Below are 18527 nucleotides of genomic sequence, written 5' to 3'. Positions count from 1 at the left end.
TATGAAGGAATGCTGAGAGGGTGTTTGTCCTGTTGAAAAAATGTTGAGAATTTCTCAACATTAAAAAAGAATTAGCGTTGACATGAAACTAAAAGGTGTTATATCATCTGAATGTAACCAAAAGGTGTTATATTTGAGCGCCGAATAAAGGAGAAAGAAACAGTAAACAAAAACATAGACAAAAGTAGGCAAAGTAGTTATTTACACAAGAGTATCAAATTCAGGTCAGAAAGATGATTTAGAAAATCAGGTTGAGTTTTTAAAAACATTTGCAAATGCACGAGGAATGATTGTAGATGAAGTTATCAAAGATATTGGTAGCGGATTAAACTACAAAAGAAAACAGTGGAATAAGCTGATTGACAGTTGTATGGAAAGAAATATTTCGACGATCATCATTGCACACAAAGATAGATTTGTACGTTTTGGATATGATTGGTTTGAAGAGTTTCTTCGTAAAATGGGAGTGGAAATTATGATTGTTAACAATGAAAAATTATCTCCTCAAGAAGAACTTGTTCAGGATTTAATATCTATCATTCATGTATTTAGCTGTAGAATATATGGGCTGAGAAAATACAAAAAGAAAATCTCAGAAGATGAAGACCTATGAAAAGAGCATATTTAATAGAAATCAAACCGACAACTGAACAAGTTAGTAAAATCCGTCAAACTATTGGGGTGTGTCGATATGTATATAACCTGTATATCTCTAAAAATAAAGAGGCATATGAGTCGGAGGGGAAATTTCTTAGTGGCTATGACTTTTCCAAATGGCTAAACAACATTCATACAAAAGAGTGTGATCAGTGGATTAAAGAAGTGTCGAGCAAAGCGGTAAAACAAGCGATTATGAATGGAGATAAAGCTTTTAAGCGATTTTTTAAAGGTTTATCTCAGTTTCCACGATATAAAAAAAAGAGGAAGCAAGATGTGAAGTGCTACTTTCCGAAAAACAACAAAACAGATTGGACAGTAGAAAGACATAGAGTAAAAGTCCCTACAATTGGTTGGGTAAGGTTAAAAGAGTATGGATATATCCCTAAAAATGCAACTGTAAAAAGTGGCACAGTATATCAAAGAGCAGGAAGATATTTTGTATCTGTACTTTGTGAATTGGAAGAAATGGCAACAAAGTTAGCACTCAATAAAATAGGTCTAGGGATTGATTTAGGAGTGAAGGATTTTGCTACACGTAGCGATGGTATCGTTCATGAAAACATCAACAAAACAATAAAAGTAAAAAAGATAGAAAAACGGTTAAAACGTGAACAACGCTCTTTAGCACGTAAATTTGAAAATCTAAAAAAGAGAGGTGAAAAATCTGTTACTAATAAAAGAGTGAATATAGATAAAAATGTTCTTAGAGTGCAAAAGTTGCATGCTCGATTAGCGAATATTCGAATAGAGTATGTAAAGTCTATTGTAAATGATGTGGTGAAAACCAAGCCAACGTTTATTACAGTAGAAGATTTGAATGTGAAAGGTATGATGAAGAACAAACATCTATCTAAAGCTGTAGCACAACAATGTTTTTATGCTTTTAAAACATTGTTATCAACGAAATGTAGGGAATATGGAATTGAACTACGGCAAGCGGACAGATTCTATCCATCTTCTAAAATATGTTCATGTTGCGGTCAAAAAAAGTCGGATTTAAAGCTGTCTGACCGAGTATATACATGTGAATGTGGCAATGTAATAGATAGAGATTTAAATGCGTCAATCAACCTTTTACAAGCAAAAAAATATACAATACTAACGTAAATAGATTGTATATATGTACGGTGGGCTACATCGGAATTTACGCCTGTGGAGTGTCACAGCAAACTGTAGTAGCAAGTGATTAGCGAGGCAGGGCACGTAGAAGCAGGAATACTCTAAGAATATTCATTTGTCTATATTTTTAGTAGCAGAATGAAAATGGAACAACAAAATACATTAACTGATATTAAACAAACGATCGTTTTTAACGCGTCTATTCAAAAAGTATGGAATGTAGTATCAACTGCAGAAGGGATTGCGTCATGGTTTATGCCAAATGATTTTGTATTAGAGGTAGGACATGAATTTCATGTGCAATCACCATTTGGACCATCACCATGTAAAGTGTTAGAAATTGATGAACCAAACCATCTATCTTTCTCATGGGATACAGATGGCTGGGTCGTTTCATTTAATCTGAAAGACCTAGGAGATAATAAAACAGAATTTACGTTAATTCACGGCGGCTGGAAACATCCTGATGAAATTCTTCCGAAAGCGAATGCGAAGAGCTCTATTATTCGCGATAGAATGAGTGGTGGATGGGTAGCGATTGTAAATGAAAAACTGAAAAAGGTTGTTGAAGGCTAAGTGTCCTCATCGGCAGCGAAATATGATGTATTTCAAGCAATTGCTGATCCAACCCGCCGAGAAGTAATACGGTTATTAAGTGATAAAGAGTTACCGATTTCCAAAATAACGGATCATTTCCCGATGAGTCGTACTGCGGTTGTAAAGCACCTTCATATTCTTTCAGAAGCGAATTTAGTAAGCGGAAGAAAAAGCGGAAGAGAGAAGATATATCGTTTGCATCCAGAACCATTAGAGGAATTACAACAGTGGCTCTCGTATTATGAACGTTTTTGGGATAATAAATTGTCCATGCTGAAACATATTGTGGAGAATGAAGAGTAAAAAGAGGATGACCGAGATGGTCATCCTCTTTATTATTGCTCACTTGTTTGTGTAGCTGGTTTCAATAAAATCCAAGCGATAATTAGTGTAAATACTGCTAATACGAAAGTACTCATATAAATGACGTGTACACTTGATGCTAATGCCTCTTGCGATTCGGTTACTACGTTTGTTGTAGTTCCTCCATGTCCGCCACCAGATACAAGATCAAGGTTTTGAATACCACGTGCATGAATCATCGTATTAAAGATTGTGCCAAAGATTGCAGCGCCTAACGTTTGGCTAAATGTATTAATAAATGTGTTTAAACCAACGGCTGTTCCTCGTGTATGAGCTGGTACGGATGCTTGAATTGTTACCATGTAAATTGGTGTCACAAGCCCCATTCCTAATCCGAATAATCCGACTGCTACATAAATAAGGAACGATGGTGAATTTGTTGATAATGTAAATAATAAGAACGTAGCCACTGATAAAATGCTAGCTCCAAGTAAAATGATTTGTTTCGTTTTTAATTTTCCTACTAAGTTACCAGAGAAAATAGCGCCAAATGTCCACATAACAGGGATTGGCATTAAAATAAGTCCGGCTTCTGTCGCATTTTTTCCTAAAACACCTTGGCTCCAAATTGGAAGGTACATTGTAATACTAATGATCATCGCGCCAGCAATAAGCGTTAATATGTTTATCGTAGATAATGTACGGTTAGAGAAAAGTGCTAGCGGAATTAATGGCTCCGGAGATTTTTTCTCGATAAATAAGAAAATAATGAATGAAACGACGGCGAAGATTAATAGGCCGATAATTGTTATGTCTCCCCAGTTTTGCTTACTGCTACCTGTTAATAATGCATATAGTAGAGCGATCGTACTTAATGAGAAGACTGTTGCGCCAAGATAATCAATATGGTGTTTAGCTGGCTTAATAGATTCCTTGTAGTAAATTGCAATCATTAAGCAAGCGATAATTCCGAATGGAACGTTTAAGAAGAAAATATAACGCCAAGATAGGGAATCGACTAAAAATCCACCTACTAATGGTCCGATAACACCCGATACACCCCAAACGGCACTCATCCAACCTTGTGCTTTCGCGCGGTCTTTCGCTTCGCTATATAGGTCTCCAATAATCGTCATTGTGATCGGCATAACAGCACCAGCGCCTATACCTTGAAGAGCACGGAAGAAGATTAATTGTTCCATTGATGTAACGACTCCGCAAAGTGCAGAACCGATTAAGAAGATTGCTGCTCCAATGAGCAAAACTTTTTTACGGCCAAATAAATCAGCCAATTTTCCGTATATTGGAGTCGAAACAGCTGTTGCAAGCATATAAATTGCATATACCCAACTAACAAGTTCGACGCCTGACAAATCACTCGTTATACGAGGGATCGCTGTACTAACAATCGTTCCTTCTACCGCAGAAAGAAACGTCATTAGCATTAAAGACATCATGACTTTTTTTCTCATTTGTTTTCCCCTTACCCTTTTTCAATTATTCAACAATATAAAATATAAAGGTAATAAGGTATATAAAGCAACAAAAAAGCAATGGGAAGTCAGGAGGAGCGTATATTTGTCGTTCCTTGTCGGTAAGTCGATATATTTAAGAAATCGCCGATATATGTTGTAGAAACGCCGATATAATTTCATATACCTATAAAAAAAGAAACAGAAAGCCCTGTTTCTTTTTTTAATATTGCATTTTTGCATTTTCTCCAGCTGTTGTTCCGGCAATTCTACCAGTAACAAGAGCAGATGTAATGTTATAGCCGCCAGTATAACCGTGAATATCAAGAACTTCTCCGCAGAAATATACGCCGTTCGTGAATTTAGAAGACATTTCTTTCGGGTTAATTTCTTTAACGGATACACCACCGCCGGTAACGAATGCTTTTTCAATTGACTGCGTACCATTTACATTCACAGTAAATTCTTTAAAGTCTTTCACAAGTGCACGAATCTTCTCGTGAGAAACTTGTCCAGCTTGTTCGCTGCCATCAATTTCATTTTTTTCTAATAAGAATAGGAAGTAACGTTCAGGTACATAACCTTTTAAAACGTTTTTAATTCCTTTTTTCGGATCTTCTTTCATTTGTTTCAACATGCGCTGGAATAGTTGTTCACTATTTTCTTCTGGCAATGCATCGATGCTCATTTGAATCGTATTCGTTTTAAACTTTTTCAGTGCTTTCACGACGAATTGGCTACAACGAAGAGCGGCAGGACCAGATAGGCCGAAATGAGTGAAGAGCATGTCCATTTTGTGAGAAATGATAGCTTTTCCTTTCGGGTTTAATACGCTTAAGTTTACATCGCGTAAAGCGAGACCTTGTAAGGAGCGATCACGAATAAATGGTTCGTTTGAAAGGATTGGTACTTCTGTTGGGAATAGCTCTGTAATTGTATGCCCAGCTTTTTCAGCCCAAGCGTATCCGTCTCCAGTAGAGCCAGTTTGAGGAACGGATTTTCCGCCAACAGCGATAACGACGTGATTTGTTTCTAACACTTCACCAGTTTGCAGTACGACTGCTTTCGTTTGACCGTTCTCATATTCAATTGTTTCAACAGGTGTATTTGTACGGATTTTTACACCTAAGTCTTTTAATCGTGTTAAAAGTGCGTCTACTACTGATTGTGCTTTATTTGATACAGGGAACATGCGACCATGATCTTCTTCTTTTAGTTGTACGCCAAGCTTTTCGAAGAATGTAATAATATCTTCATTATTGAAAATAGAAAAAGCGCTGTATAAGAAGCGGCCATTTCCTGGTATATGTTTAACGATCTCATCAAGTGGTAGACGGTTCGTTACGTTACAACGACCACCACCAGAAATCGCAAGTTTACGCCCTAGTTTATTTCCTTTATCAAGAAGTAAGACACTTGCGCCTTCTTCTGCAGCACCGATTGCAGCCATTAGCCCAGAAGGCCCGCCGCCGATGACAATAACATCATAATGCATAATATATCGACCTCATTTTCTACATTTCCTGCCTAAAAGAATAGCATGTTTTCCCTTAAAAGAAAAATAGAGTGAAGTACTGCTTAAGGATAGAATTGTGGTACAATACAAAAGTTAGAGTTCAGCACTATCCTGCTATTTGTGGGCAAGAAGACTAAAACCTTAAGATGTAAGAGAAATAAAAAGGGAATTTGGTAGCCCGTAAATGCTCGAATAGTTCAACTAATAATCAGTAGGGAAGAACACCCACACTGATTAAAGTTTCACTTTATGTAGATGTAGGAGGATTTTTGTATGTCCGATTCGAAATTTCTGCGCGGAACGCTTATTGTTACGTTAGGGACATTTTTAGTAAAGTTCTTAGGCATGATTTACGTCTTTCCGTTTCATGCATTAGTAGGTACAGAAGGCGGAACGCTCTATACATATGGATACATTCCATATACGATCTTTTTAAGTATTGCAACGGCAGGGGTGCCGCTTGCTGTTTCCAAATTTGTTTCCAAATATAATGCGCTTGGCGATTATAAAACGAGCCGGAGAATGTTCCGCTCTGGAATGGTTATGATGATAGTAACAGGAGTTCTTTCGTTCCTAGTTCTATACATGACAGCACCACTGTTTGCAGAAGCAATGCTTGGTAAACGAAGTATACACAGTAATGTAGAAGAAGTTACGACGATTATTCGTCTTGTAAGTTTTGCACTTATTGTTGTACCAGCAGCGAGTTTAATTCGTGGTTATTTCCAAGGTCACCAATCGATGGGACCGACTACTGTTTCCCAAATTATTGAACAAATTATTCGTATCGTCTTTTTATTAGCGGGTAGTTTTATCGTTATTAAAGTACTTGGCGGTACAGTTGCAACAGCAGTTGGGGTAGCGACATTTGCTGCGTTCGTTTCAGCAGTTGGAGCGCTCGGTGTACTCATTTGGTACTGGTTAAAACGTAAAAAACATTTGGATCAATATTTAATTGAACAAACTGTACCAGAATCGACAGTGAGTACGGTTCAATTATTTAAAGAATTATTTGCATATGCGATTCCTTACGTTGTAATTGGGTTAACAATTCCTTTATATCAACAAATTGATACATTGACATTTAACTCAATTATGCAAGCGATTGGTCAAGGGGATATTGCAGAGCGAGCTCTCGGTATTTTCACAATGTGGACGCATAAATTAATTATGATTCCTGTATCGCTTGCGACAGCGTTTAGTTTAACGCTTGTACCAGCGATTACAAAATCATTTACTGAAAAACAATACCGTTATTTAAAGTTACAAATTACACAAACATTCCAGGCAAATATGTTCTTAACATTGCCAGCAGTTGTCGGTATTTCAACACTTGCATATCCAATCTATACTGCGTTCTATGACTCAGATCCACTAGGTGGACAAGTATTAATGTGGTATGCACCGGTTGCGTTGTTATTCGCTTTATTTACAGTAACAGCAGCAATTCTGCAAGGAATCAATCAACAAAAACATGCGATTGTCGCGCTTATTATGGGTGTTATTTTGAAATTCGTATGTAACGTAATCTTTATTCGTTATTTCGGTACAGTTGGAGCGATTTTAGCAACTGCAGTCGGATTCTTAGTTTCCGTATGGTATACGAATCGACAAATCAAAAAACATGTACACTATTCATTTGGTGTTGTATATAAGAGAACTTTCCAAATTGCAGTATTAACACTTGTAATGGTCATTGCTGTAAAGTTATCACAATGGACTCTGTCCTTCATGATCTCACCTGATGGCCGAATGGGTGCTCTTATTACAGTTGTGGTTTGTGCAGGTATTGGTGGTCTTGTGTATGGATTGTTAGCAATTCGTACAGGAGTACTTGAACGAGTATTTGGCGGAGAAGCGTTAGAGAAAATCCAACGTAAACTTGGCAATAGATTCAAAATAAAGTTGAAATCAAAAGGGGCGTAATTACGTCCCCTTTTCTATGATAAACAAAGAAGGTGAAAAACGTGAGATTAGATAAATTATTAGCAAATATGGGATATGGAAGTAGAAAAGAAGTAAAGAAATTATTGAAAGACGGCGTTGTAAAAATTGATGGAACGCCAGTGAAAGATGCGAAGGTTCATGTAAATGTAGAAGAGCAAGAAGTTATGATTCACGGAGAAGTTGTGGAATATAAAGAGTTTGTTTATTTAATGTTGCATAAACCACAAGGTGTTATTTCAGCGACAGAAGATGATAATCATGAAACGGTAATAGATTTATTAGAGTTAGAAGATGCAATCTTTGATCCGTTCCCAGTTGGACGACTTGATATTGATACGGAAGGTTTCTTATTGATAACAAATGACGGGAAGTTATCACATCAATTGTTATCTCCGAAAAAGCATGTGCCGAAAAAATATTATGCACACGTTGCAGGAGTAGTAACAGAAGAGGATGTAAAAGAGTTTGCTAAAGGTGTTATTTTAGATGATGGCTATGAAACAAAGCCAGGTGCACTTACAATATTAAAAAGCGATGAGATTTCTGAAATCGAGCTTGTAATTACAGAAGGAAAGTTCCATCAAGTGAAGCGTATGTTTGAAGCGGTAGGGAAAAAAGTAGTCTACCTAAAGAGAACAGAGATGGGACCATTAGTATTAGATGAAGAGCTAGAACTTGGAGAATACCGAGAGCTATCAGATGAAGAAGTAGAAATGTTAAAAACATATCAAGTAGATACTGAGAAATAGTGCTGTTTTTGGCGCAGAAAAGACCCCTTTCTAATGAGTTAGAAAGGGGTATGTATTTATTTACATACAATTATTTTTTCATTATGAGGTCATTCTCACTTTCTTTCCTGTTGTTGTCCACTTACCGCGGCAAGGGCTATACACGAGTTCATTAAACTGCAACACATTTAGATCACGTTGTATCGTTCGCGGTGTGATCCCGAACTCATCTACAAGGTCTTTCGTCGTTACCGTTCCGTTTTCATTGATGTACATATAAATTGATTTAATGCGTGTTAGCATACGAGTAGTTGTAGGTTTCAAGAGAAAACCACTCCTCTACTAGTTTTTTTGACCCCATTCAGGAAAGAAGGTCGTTACTACCATTGTACTCTACATGATAAAATTCATGCTTTAATCTACTTAAATTTTACAGAAATTTAACAAATATTCATATAGAAAAATATTGGTAGTTGACATTTTATATATGGTCAGTCAACTAACACATAAAATTCTACGTAAAACGCCAAATTCCTGCAAATTTTTTTAGAAAAATAAAAGAAAAACTAATAAGAAATATCTGAAACGTTACAATTGTTAGGTATTTTAGTTTCGTATATGGCATAAGAGATTTCGGTTTGTTATGATGAAAGAAACAATATAGTGAAGGATGGATGCGTGATGTCAGCGATTAATTGGACAGAAGAAGTTGCAAAACGAAAAGATGATTTAATTCGTGATACACAACAATTTTTACAAATTAAAAGTGTATGGGAAGAAGAATCAGCGAAAGAGGGCGCACCATTCGGTGAAGGTGTAGAAAAAGCTTTATCTTTCATGTTACATAAAGGAGAAACTGAAGGTTTTGCTTCTAAAAATTTAGAAGGGTATGCAGGTCATCTTGAAATGGGACAAGGAGAAGAGTTAGTAGGTATTCTTTGTCACGTTGATGTTGTGCCAGAAGGAGATGGCTGGACGACTCCGGCATATAGTGCAGATATTCGCGATGGAAAGATTTTTGCACGTGGTGCAATTGACGATAAAGGCCCAACGATGGCAGCTTATTATGCGATGAAAATTGTTAAAGAATTAGGTTTGCCTCTTTCAAAACGCGTTCGCATGATTTTAGGAACAGATGAGGAAAGCAATTGGAAATGTGTAGATCACTACTTTAAAAACGAAGAAATGCCAACAATTGGTTTTGCGCCAGACGCAGATTTTCCAATTATTAATGCAGAAAAAGGAATTGCTGATATACAAGTTGTGCAAAGTGGTAGTGAAGAGAAGAAAGGTACATATGAACTTGTTTCATTTGAATCAGGTCGCCGTTTAAATATGGTTCCTGATTTTGCAGAAGCGATTATTACAGGAGAAGATGTAAATGCACTTACACTAGCATATGAAGAGTATTTACAAACTGCTAAAAAAATAGGTGAAGCAATTATAGAAGGTAATACGGTGACGTTGCAAATTAAAGGGATTTCAGCTCACGGATCTACTCCAGAGAAGGGTGAGAATGCAGGTTTATTACTGGCAAACTTCTTAACTACAGTTGCTCTTGATGGAAAAGGGGCTTCGTTTGCATCGTTTGTAACAGAAACATTTACAGGAGATATTTTAGGAGAGAAAGCTGGTATTTCTTATAAAGACGATATTAGCGGACCGTTAACTGTGAATGTTGGTCGCCTTTCTTATACGAAAGAGAATGGTGGTAATTTAGGATTAAATGTACGTTACCCGGTTACGACTAACTTTGACGAAATGATTGCAAAGTTAAAAGAATACGTTGGTAATCATGGATTTAAAGTGGCGGATTATTCAAACTCTCGCCCGCATCACGTCGATAAAGATCACGTGTTAATTCGTACGCTGCAACGTGTATACGAAGAACAAACAGGCGAGAAAGCGGAACTATTAGCAATCGGCGGCGGTACTTACGCTCGTTCATTGAAAGCTGGCGTTGCGTTTGGTCCGTTGTTCCCTGGAAAAGAAGAACTTGCGCATCAAAAAGACGAGTACATTGAAATTGAAGACTTATTAAAAGCAACAGCAATTTACGCGCAAGCAATTCATGAATTAGCGAAGTAATGGATATATAAATAAGAAGAGGCCGTCCCAATACATATTTTGGGACGGTTTTCTGTTAAGTATAGGTTGCTTTTCTTATCGTATTTAGTTGTTAAGTCGATATCCCTTGTCGAGATTTCGATATAATTTCATTTATCCCGCATTAACGGGCAGTAAGACCCCCACTTTAAAATTTAGCGAAAGCGAAGAAGTTAGGTGGGGATCAACTGCCCGTAAAAGCCCGATTGGTGAGGGCTGATAATCAGTAGGGGATGGACAAAACCCCACTGATTAAAGTTTCACTTTATTAACGCAACCCTAACTTGGTTAGACTTGTAGGGAAGTTTGATTCTATTTAATTGAATGAGATAAGAAAGAAAAGCAACAATAGAAAGAAGGAGAAGATGTACATGGAGCCGCATTATTTTGTCGCGATTACGTTACCGAATCATATAAAAGAAGTGCTGTCTAACTATAAAGAAGAAATGCAGGAGGAATTACCATTTCGTTCATGGGTACATAAAGAAGACTACCATATTACCCTTTCATTTTTAGGTAGTGCAACAGAGGAACAATTAGAAGGAATAAAGAATGGATTACAAACAATTACAGAAATGAAAGAACTATCGTTCACATTACAAGGATTTTCTACGTTCGGTATGGAAGATAGGCCGCGTATTTTTTGGTCGAAGGTAAGCGAGAATTACGATTTGCTTCAATTACAAAAGCAAGTACACGTTATTTGTGAAGGGAATGGATTGTCTTTAGAAACGCGCCCGTATCATCCGCATATTACTGTTGCTCGTAAATGGGTAGGAGAAGAGAAGTTTGATTTAGAACATATAAAGGAAGTGCCTGAAATATCATTTCAAGCGGATACGATTACTTTATACGAATCTCATGTGAAGGAGACACCGAAGTATAAAGCGATTGCTGAAATAAAATTACAAAAATAGAATGTATGAAAACGTTTTTTATACAGGTGAATATACTATAGAGAATAATGTGTTACTGTATAGAGCCTTGCTGATAAGAAAAGCCTTATCATTTGCAGCTCGTTTCATTTAATTTTAAGAATGATGGTGATTTTTTTATGTTGAAAGTAAAACGTCCATTTGATGCCTATTTAGATGAAATGAATAAAATTACAATTTTGCTCCCACACGCGTATGGAACAAGCCGGACATTTCGTTTGCAAGAAGGAAGTAACGTGAAAGATTTACCGATTTCTCATACAATTGCGCTTCCGGATGCAACGAAGTATGAGTGCTTTATAGAAGAGCCGCTAGATGTGGGGAAGTATTATACAGTACGAGATGAACGGAATGAAGAAACAGATTTACAAATAGGTGCTGTCATAAGAACAGCGATTTTCGATGAAAAGTATTACTACGAAGGTACAGATTTAGGAGCCGTGTATCAAAAAGAAGCAACGACATTTAAAGTATGGGCTCCAACTGCGAGGCTTGCGAAAGTAAGGATTTATAAAAGTGATAAAGAATATACCGATCATGAAATGCATAGAGGAGAAAATGGGGTTTGGACTCATACATTACAAGGCGATTTAGCCGGAGCAAAGTATACATTTCTTGTTTGTATTAATTTAATATGGAATGAAGCGGTGGATCCTTACGCAAAGTCAGTGACTGTAAATGGGACGTACGGCGTTGTTATCGATTTGGAAAAGACAAATGTAACAAAACGAGAGCAATTACCACCATTACAGGCAATGACAGATGCCATATTGTATGAACTGCATATTCGTGATGCTACTATTCATCAGGGCAGTGGAGTGAGTAAAAAAGGAACATATAAAGGGCTAATGGAAGAAGGGACAATAGGGCGAAATGGGACGTTAACAGGCTTGTCTCATATAAAAGATTTGGGTGTTACACATGTTGAACTATTACCTTTATATTGTTTCGGTGGTGTAGATGAGGCGAATCCTTCCTCTGCATATAATTGGGGTTACAATCCATTATATTACAATGCGCCAACGGGATATTATGCTACAGACCTCTCTGATCCGTATAACAGGATAGTAGAGTGTAAGCAACTAATTGAAACATTTCATGAGCACGGCATTAGAGTGATTGTAGATGTTGTATATAATCATGTGTATGAAAGAGAGCTATCATCATTTGAAAAGCTTGTCCCAGGATATTATTTTCGTCATGGTGAAGATGGCATGCCTTCTAATGGGACGGGAGTCGGGAATGATATAGCATCTGAACGGAAAATGATGAGGAAATTCATTGTAGAGTCTATTTTATATTGGCTTACTGAATACAATGTTGATGGATTCCGATTCGATTTAATGGGAATTTTAGATGTTGATACATTGAATATAATAGAAAAAGAAGTGCGAAACATAAAGCGAGATGCATTGTTATTAGGAGAAGGATGGGATCTACAAACCCCACTTCCTCTAGAGGAAAAAGCAACGTTAAATAATGCAAAGAAAATGCCGCATATCGCGCAATTTAATGATCAATTTCGTGATGGGATAAAAGGGAGTACCTTTCATATAAATAAACGTGGTTTTGCATTTGGTGGGCATGTAGACTGTAATCATTTGCAGTATATAGCATCGGGAAGTCTTTTGAGTATGAAAGAAACAGGTCTGTTTCTAGAGCCTGTGCAAAGCATTAACTATGTAGAATGTCATGACAATATGACGATGTGGGATAAACTAATGCGCAGTAATGAAGAGCCAGAAGAGATTTTGAAAAAACGTCACCTTCTAGCGAGCGCAATGGTGATTCTTTCGCAAGGTATTCCTTTCTTACATGCTGGGCAAGAGTTTTATCGTACGAAGCAAGGAAATGAAAATAGTTATAATGCAAATGATGAAATTAATCAATTAGATTGGGATCAAAAAGAGAACGAGATAGAGACCGTTAACTATATAAAAGGTTTAATTGCGATTCGTAAAGAGCACGGAGCATTCCGATTGCAAAACGCAGACCTTATAAAAAAGCACATGACTTTTTTGCAAACCTCTCCAGAAGTACTTGCATATCACCTAGGGCATGCAGAATCGTTTGGACCGTGGAAAGAGATTGTAGTTTTATTTAATAGCGGTTTAGAAGCTAAAACGGTGCAACTTCCGAAAGAAGAAACGTGGCATGTGTTAGTAAACGAAAAGCAAGCGAAAATAGAGCCAATTTCTTCATTTAGAGGAAAGGAACTTCAGCTGGCTCCAATTAGCACGTATATATTGACGATAATGTGACAAATCGCTACTTGACGATGAGAATGTAATAAATGTAGAATTGACAAAGGTGACGATTTTGATAAGTTGTCATTCTATGACTGGTTTTGTAAAATAAAATAGAGAGTTTTTGGCTTATGCCAAGTTTTCTTTTCATTTACAGTAAAATATATGAATCCACAACATGTGTAGAAATGTTGCGGTTTTTCTTTTCATAACTATAAAAGATAAGGATTTGTTAACGGGTAATGAATATGGAATGGTTGGAACAATTATTAGGAAAAGAGTGGAGTCTTGTACCGGCTGGTGGAGTAACGGGCGATGCGTATATTGCGCAAAACGGACAACAGAAGTTATTTTTAAAGCGGAATACATCGCCCTTTTTAGCGGTATTGTCAGCAGAAGGAATTGTTCCAAAATTACTTTGGACAAGAAGGGTAACGAACGGTGATGTAATTTCTGCTCAAAAATGGCTTCCGGGACAGAAGCTAGAGCCAGAGGATATGAAACTAGAACGTGTTGCGAAACTTTTGAAGAAAATACACTCCTCTAAAGCGCTTGTACAGATGATTCAAAGACTTGGGAAGCAACCGCTTCACGCACAAGAGTTATTACAACAACTGCAACTTGTTTTAAGAGGAGATATAAGGGATGATGAAACAATTCAGCAAGGCCTTCAATATTTAATGGATTCATTAAAAGATATTGAATACAATGAATTCGTTGTATGCCATTGTGATGTGAACCATAACAACTGGCTATTGTCGGATGAAGATGAGTTGTTTTTAATTGATTGGGATGGAGCTGTAATTGCTGACCCAGCTCTAGACCTTGGTATGTTATTATATTGGTACATTCCACGCCACGAATGGAGCGAGTGGCTCGAATATTATGATATTGAAATGGATGAATCGTTGCTTAGGCGTATGAGATGGTATGTAATAGCACAAACGATTTTGTCTATGCAATGGCACACAACAAAAAAACAGCAAGCAGAAGCTGAATATTGGCATCAATATTTACAGCAACTACTTGCTTCAGAGTAATACTTAAGAAAAATTGTCCATTCCAGCAATCCACTGAGTAAGTTGTTCTTGATTATTGGAAATGTGGTTGTCCAAATTAGAGGAAGATTTACCCGATTGACTATAAGAATATACATCGTTTAGCATTGCTTTAGCGTCACTACTTATACTATCGTTTGCGAGTAACGATTGAATGAGACGCTCTAATTGCTCGCATTCAGAAACTGTCCCGCAACAATCACTTTGGTGATTGACTAAAATATCTTTCAGCACTTCTAATTGATGTTGTTGATTAATTGGCATGAACGGATCATCCTTTCGATTGTTTTTCTCTTCAAATGTACGAGAAAAAGCTGTTTCGTCATGGAATGTTTAATGCTGTATGTAGTTTTTATCAAAATGGTACATCTTATACTTGAAAGAAACGGACCGAGTGCTCGTACGTACTTGGTTTTTTGTTTGGGAGATTGATTAAAACAGAGAGAAGGAATTATTCCTTTAAAATAGCTATGTAAAGAGAGGGAGACATCTATGCGTTTAAGACATAAACCATATGCAATGGATCGAATTAATGAGTATTCACATATCGTAATCGGAAACCCAGAGGAGCGCGCTGGTAACTGGAAAGAAGTATTTGGAAATGAACAACCAATTCATATTGAAGTAGGTACAGGTCGTGGTCGCTTTATGTATGATATGGCAAAAGCAAATCCACATATTAATTATATTGGAATTGAAAAATTCACAAGTGTTGTTGTAGATGCACTTGATAAATTAATTGAAGAAGAAGTGCCGAACTTAAAGTTAATTAATAAAGATGCTGAAGATTTAACAGTTTTCTTTGCAAAAGGTGAGATTGACCGCGTTTATTTAAACTTCTCAGATCCATGGCCGAAGAATCGTCATACGAAACGTCGTTTAACGTATAAAACATTTTTGCGCAATTATGAAGAAGTGTTAGTAGAAGGCGGAGAAATTCATTTCAAAACAGATAACCAAGGTTTATTTGAATACTCTCTAATGAGTATGGCTGAGTATGGTATGTTATTAACTTACCTGAGCCTAGATCTTCATAATAGTGATTATGAAGGAAACATTATGACAGAATACGAAGAGAAATTCTCAAGTAAAGGTCATCGTATTTACCGAGTTGAAGCGAAATATCGCACAGAGCCTATGCAGTAATGCATAGGTTTTTTGTAACTAAAATAATCGGAATTTTATGTTAATATTAAAAGGAAAGGGGGATGAAAAATGGAACAGTTACAAATTGGAGATATAAAAGTGACGTGGCTAAAAGGCGGGAACACACATTTAGATGGAGGAGCAATGTTTGGTGTTGTACCGAAAGTACTTTGGTCACGTAAATATAAACATAATGATACAAATCATATTTATTTACGAACAGATCCGTTACTTTTGCAAACGAAAGACGGTAATATGCTCATTGATTCCGGAATAGGAAACGGTAAATTGAATGAGAAGATGAAGCGAAATCAAGGTGTAACAGAAGAGTCATCGGTTTATAAATCATTAGAAAAATTAGATTTAAAACCTGAAGATATTCAGTACGTCTTAATGACACACCTGCATTTTGATCATGCATCTGGTTTAACGAAATGGGAAGGTGATCACCTTGTACCATCGTTTCCGAATGCGAAAGTTTACGTAAGCGAAACGGAATGGAATGAAATGAGGAACCCAAATATCAGGTCGCGTAATACATATTGGAAGGAAAATTGGGAGCCGATTGTAGATCAAGTTGTTATATTCCAGCAAGAAATAGAAATTACGGATGAAATAAAAATGGCGCATACAGGTGGTCATAGTGATGGACATGCAGTTATTGCTTTAGAAAGCAAAGGTGAAACGATGCTTCATTTAGCAGACCTATTGCCGACGCACGCACATCAAAATGTACTATGGGTAATGGCATACGATGATTATCCAATGACATCAATTGAAAATAAGCAAAAGTGGATGAAGTACGGCGCTGAAAACGATGCTTGGTTTACGTTTTATCATGACGCGTATTACCGTGCAGTAAAGTGGAATGAGGAAGGGCATATTGTAGAAAAAATAGAGCGGAAAACGAGTGTAGAAGCATAAAAAAGGGAAGGTTGTTCCAGCAGTCTGTTGGGGCAGTCTCCTTTTCGTTTTTTGTCGGTAAGTCGATATATTTAAAAAATCGCCCATATAATTTCAATTACTATCCACAATTAAAAAATAAGAGGTTCACCTAATGGGAACCCTCCTTTTTATGCTGCTATCACCTCTAAAACAGTACCTGTTTTAGCATCAACTAAAAATTCAAATCGTTCTTGTATATCATCTAACATCGTTGTAAGACCGCCACGATAAACTTCGTATGCGACATCATATTTTTCAAATGTCTCTGGAACCATATGTACCCAAGAGCCAGTAATTTCACCTTTATGACTTAATGCTTGTTTCACCATTTTCAATGCTTTTTCTGAAGAAATATGGGATTGTTCTTGTACTTTGTTTGCAACAAGATAACCAGCTGCGAACCCAACGCCAAGACCTGCTACTAAACCTTTCCAGCTCATATATTCACCTCAATTCTATAAAATAAAAATAGTGTACCAATAATAATTATAAAGCAAATACAGCTAAAAAAGAAGAAACTAGAAACATTTCGAAAATTTCGTTACAATAAAAGAGGTATTCTACTAAGGTTTGAAAGAAGGGGACTTCGTGAATAAAGAGACATTACAATTATTTCGTACGTTAACAGAATTACAAGGTGCATCAGGTTTCGAACATGATGTACGCCGTTTTATGAAGCAAGAATTAAGCAAATATGCGGATGAAATTGTGCAAGACGGTTTAGGTAGCGTATTTGGTCTGAAAAAAGGGGACGAAACTGGCCCACGTGTTCTTGTAGCAGGTCATATGGATGAAGTAGGTTTCATGGTTACGCAAATTACGAAAAACGGGATGCTTCGTTTTCAAACGTTAGGCGGCTGGTGGAGTCAAGTGTTATTAGCGCAACGTGTACAAGTTATGACGAAGAATGGTCCTGTTATTGGGGTTGTTGGTTCTATTCCTCCTCATTTATTAAGTGACGCGCAACGTGCAAAACCGATGGATATAAAAAATATGTTAATTGATATAGGTGCAGATAGCTACGAAGATGCGATTGAGATTGGTGTAAAACCAGGACAACAAATCGTGCCAATCTGTCCGTTTACGCCGATGGCAAATGAAAAGAAAATTATGGCGAAAGCTTGGGATAACCGTTACGGATGTGGCCTTGCAATCGAATTATTAAAAGAATTAAAAGACGAAACATTACCAAACACATTATACTCTGGTGCGACTGTACAAGAAGAAGTTGGTCTTCGCGGTGCACAAACTGCTGCGAATATGATTCAACCAGACATTTTCTATGCGCTTGATGCAAGTCCAGCAAACGATGCATCTGGTGATAAAACGCAGTTCGGTCAATTAGGAAAAGGTGCTCTTCTTCGTATTTACGACCGTACGATGGTAACACATAGAGGAATGCGCGAATTCATTTTAGATACAGCTGAAACACATAACATTCCGTACCAATACTTTATTTCACAAGGTGGTACAGATGCGGGCCGTGTACATACAAGTAACTCAGGTATCCCATCAGCAGTAATTGGTGTTTGCGCACGCTACATTCATACACATGCTTCTATTTTACATGTTGATGATTATGCGGCAGCGAAAGAACTAATTACGAAGCTTGTAAGAGCAACGGATAAAACGACGCTAGAGACAATTAAGAATAACGCGTAAGGAAGAAGGGCTGAAGAGCCTTTCTTTTTTTGGATTGAAGAGATGGCCCATCGATGTGTGGTGGCGGTCAGTGCTTATTTGGTGCTC

The 18527-nt window shown here is 37.1% G+C and carries 17 protein-coding genes and 1 pseudogene; 13 read left to right on the top strand and 5 right to left on the bottom strand.

Features of this window, described 5'->3' with window-relative positions; translation table 11 throughout:
• Positions 1 to 190: 190 nt before the first annotated feature.
• The 4 genes and pseudogenes from JDS82_RS08595 to JDS82_RS08580 all read left to right on the top strand — a co-directional run.
• Positions 191 to 613: pseudogene (locus JDS82_RS08595) on the top strand (IS607 family transposase); the annotation flags it as partial.
• Positions 610 to 1767 (top strand): RNA-guided endonuclease InsQ/TnpB family protein, encoded by a 1158-nt coding sequence (locus JDS82_RS08590; protein WP_199713075.1) that lies wholly within the window; start codon positions 610 to 612, stop codon positions 1765 to 1767. The pseudogene JDS82_RS08595 and the gene JDS82_RS08590, both read left to right, overlap by 4 nt.
• Before the next feature lie 156 nt (positions 1768 to 1923).
• Complete coding sequence (locus JDS82_RS08585) at positions 1924 to 2355, top strand: SRPBCC family protein (protein WP_000437776.1); 432 nt, start codon at positions 1924 to 1926, stop codon at positions 2353 to 2355.
• Positions 2356 to 2679: an ArsR/SmtB family transcription factor gene (locus JDS82_RS08580; RefSeq protein WP_000098837.1), complete on the top strand. Its 324-nt coding sequence runs from the start codon at positions 2356 to 2358 to the stop codon at positions 2677 to 2679. It abuts the gene before it with no gap.
• A gap of 32 nt (positions 2680 to 2711) precedes the next feature.
• On the opposite strand, the gene JDS82_RS08575 is transcribed toward JDS82_RS08580, so the two are convergent.
• Positions 2712 to 4151, bottom strand: a complete 1440-nt coding sequence (locus JDS82_RS08575) for an MDR family MFS transporter (protein ID WP_199713074.1) — start codon at positions 4149 to 4151, stop codon at positions 2712 to 2714.
• A 223-nt stretch (positions 4152 to 4374) separates the two neighbouring features.
• Positions 4375 to 5646 (bottom strand): BaiN/RdsA family NAD(P)/FAD-dependent oxidoreductase, encoded by a 1272-nt coding sequence (locus JDS82_RS08570; RefSeq protein ID WP_000558876.1) that lies wholly within the window; start codon positions 5644 to 5646, stop codon positions 4375 to 4377.
• Between the two features lie 294 nt (positions 5647 to 5940).
• Between JDS82_RS08570 and JDS82_RS08565 the strand changes: the two genes are divergently transcribed.
• Entirely contained in the window at positions 5941 to 7593 is a 1653-nt protein-coding gene (locus JDS82_RS08565; protein ID WP_199713073.1) for a putative polysaccharide biosynthesis protein, read from the top strand.
• Positions 7594 to 7634: 41 nt separating this feature from the next.
• Positions 7635 to 8363: a pseudouridine synthase gene (locus tag JDS82_RS08560; protein ID WP_048562074.1), complete on the top strand. Its 729-nt coding sequence runs from the start codon at positions 7635 to 7637 to the stop codon at positions 8361 to 8363.
• Between the two features lie 81 nt (positions 8364 to 8444).
• Here JDS82_RS08560 and JDS82_RS08555 read toward each other — a convergent pair whose 3' ends face one another.
• Entirely contained in the window at positions 8445 to 8666 is a 222-nt protein-coding gene (locus JDS82_RS08555; protein ID WP_000805512.1) for a DeoR family transcriptional regulator, read from the bottom strand.
• Between the two features lie 357 nt (positions 8667 to 9023).
• Here JDS82_RS08555 and pepV point away from each other — a divergent pair, with 357 nt between their 5' ends.
• The 4 genes from pepV (at position 9024) to JDS82_RS08535 (ending at position 14669) form a co-directional block, all read left to right on the top strand.
• Positions 9024 to 10430, top strand: coding sequence for a dipeptidase PepV (gene pepV / locus JDS82_RS08550; RefSeq protein ID WP_199713072.1), 1407 nt, complete (start codon positions 9024 to 9026; stop codon positions 10428 to 10430).
• A 389-nt stretch (positions 10431 to 10819) separates the two neighbouring features.
• Positions 10820 to 11365, top strand: coding sequence for an RNA 2',3'-cyclic phosphodiesterase (thpR, locus tag JDS82_RS08545; protein ID WP_000433229.1), 546 nt, complete (start codon positions 10820 to 10822; stop codon positions 11363 to 11365).
• A 137-nt stretch (positions 11366 to 11502) separates the two neighbouring features.
• Complete coding sequence (gene pulA, locus JDS82_RS08540) at positions 11503 to 13644, top strand: type I pullulanase (RefSeq protein WP_199713071.1); 2142 nt, start codon at positions 11503 to 11505, stop codon at positions 13642 to 13644.
• 227 nt (positions 13645 to 13871) lie between these two features.
• Positions 13872 to 14669 (top strand): phosphotransferase family protein, encoded by a 798-nt coding sequence (locus JDS82_RS08535; protein ID WP_002096266.1) that lies wholly within the window; start codon positions 13872 to 13874, stop codon positions 14667 to 14669.
• A 3-nt stretch (positions 14670 to 14672) separates the two neighbouring features.
• Here JDS82_RS08535 and JDS82_RS08530 read toward each other — a convergent pair whose 3' ends face one another.
• The gene (locus JDS82_RS08530) at positions 14673 to 14951 is read right to left on the bottom strand and encodes a YtzH-like family protein (RefSeq protein WP_001122236.1); all 279 of its coding nucleotides are present in this window, start codon (positions 14949 to 14951) and stop codon (positions 14673 to 14675) included.
• Between the two features lie 228 nt (positions 14952 to 15179).
• On the opposite strand from JDS82_RS08530, the gene trmB reads away from it, so the two are divergent.
• Both trmB and JDS82_RS08520 read left to right on the top strand, forming a co-directional pair.
• Positions 15180 to 15833 carry a tRNA (guanosine(46)-N7)-methyltransferase TrmB gene (gene trmB / locus JDS82_RS08525; protein WP_001239384.1) on the top strand — a complete coding sequence of 218 codons (654 nt, stop codon included), beginning with the start codon at positions 15180 to 15182 and terminating at the stop codon, positions 15831 to 15833.
• Between the two features lie 69 nt (positions 15834 to 15902).
• Positions 15903 to 16757, top strand: coding sequence for a YtnP family quorum-quenching lactonase (locus JDS82_RS08520; protein ID WP_199713070.1), 855 nt, complete (start codon positions 15903 to 15905; stop codon positions 16755 to 16757).
• A 149-nt stretch (positions 16758 to 16906) separates the two neighbouring features.
• Here the strand turns inward: JDS82_RS08520 and JDS82_RS08515 are convergent, their stop codons facing one another.
• On the bottom strand, positions 16907 to 17218 hold the full coding sequence (locus JDS82_RS08515) for a PepSY domain-containing protein (protein ID WP_000118541.1): 312 nt from the start codon (positions 17216 to 17218) through the stop codon (positions 16907 to 16909).
• Positions 17219 to 17366: 148 nt separating this feature from the next.
• On the opposite strand from JDS82_RS08515, the gene JDS82_RS08510 reads away from it, so the two are divergent.
• Positions 17367 to 18440 carry a M42 family metallopeptidase gene (locus JDS82_RS08510; protein ID WP_001031515.1) on the top strand — a complete coding sequence of 358 codons (1074 nt, stop codon included), beginning with the start codon at positions 17367 to 17369 and terminating at the stop codon, positions 18438 to 18440.
• Positions 18441 to 18527: the final 87 nt, after the last annotated feature.

The organism is Bacillus cereus group sp. N14 (genome assembly GCF_016483555.1).
GTDB lineage: Bacteria > Bacillota > Bacilli > Bacillales > Bacillaceae_G > Bacillus_A > Bacillus_A wiedmannii.
Note: the sequence above shows the minus strand (reverse complement) of the source record. Positions and strands in the feature narration are given on the sequence as shown.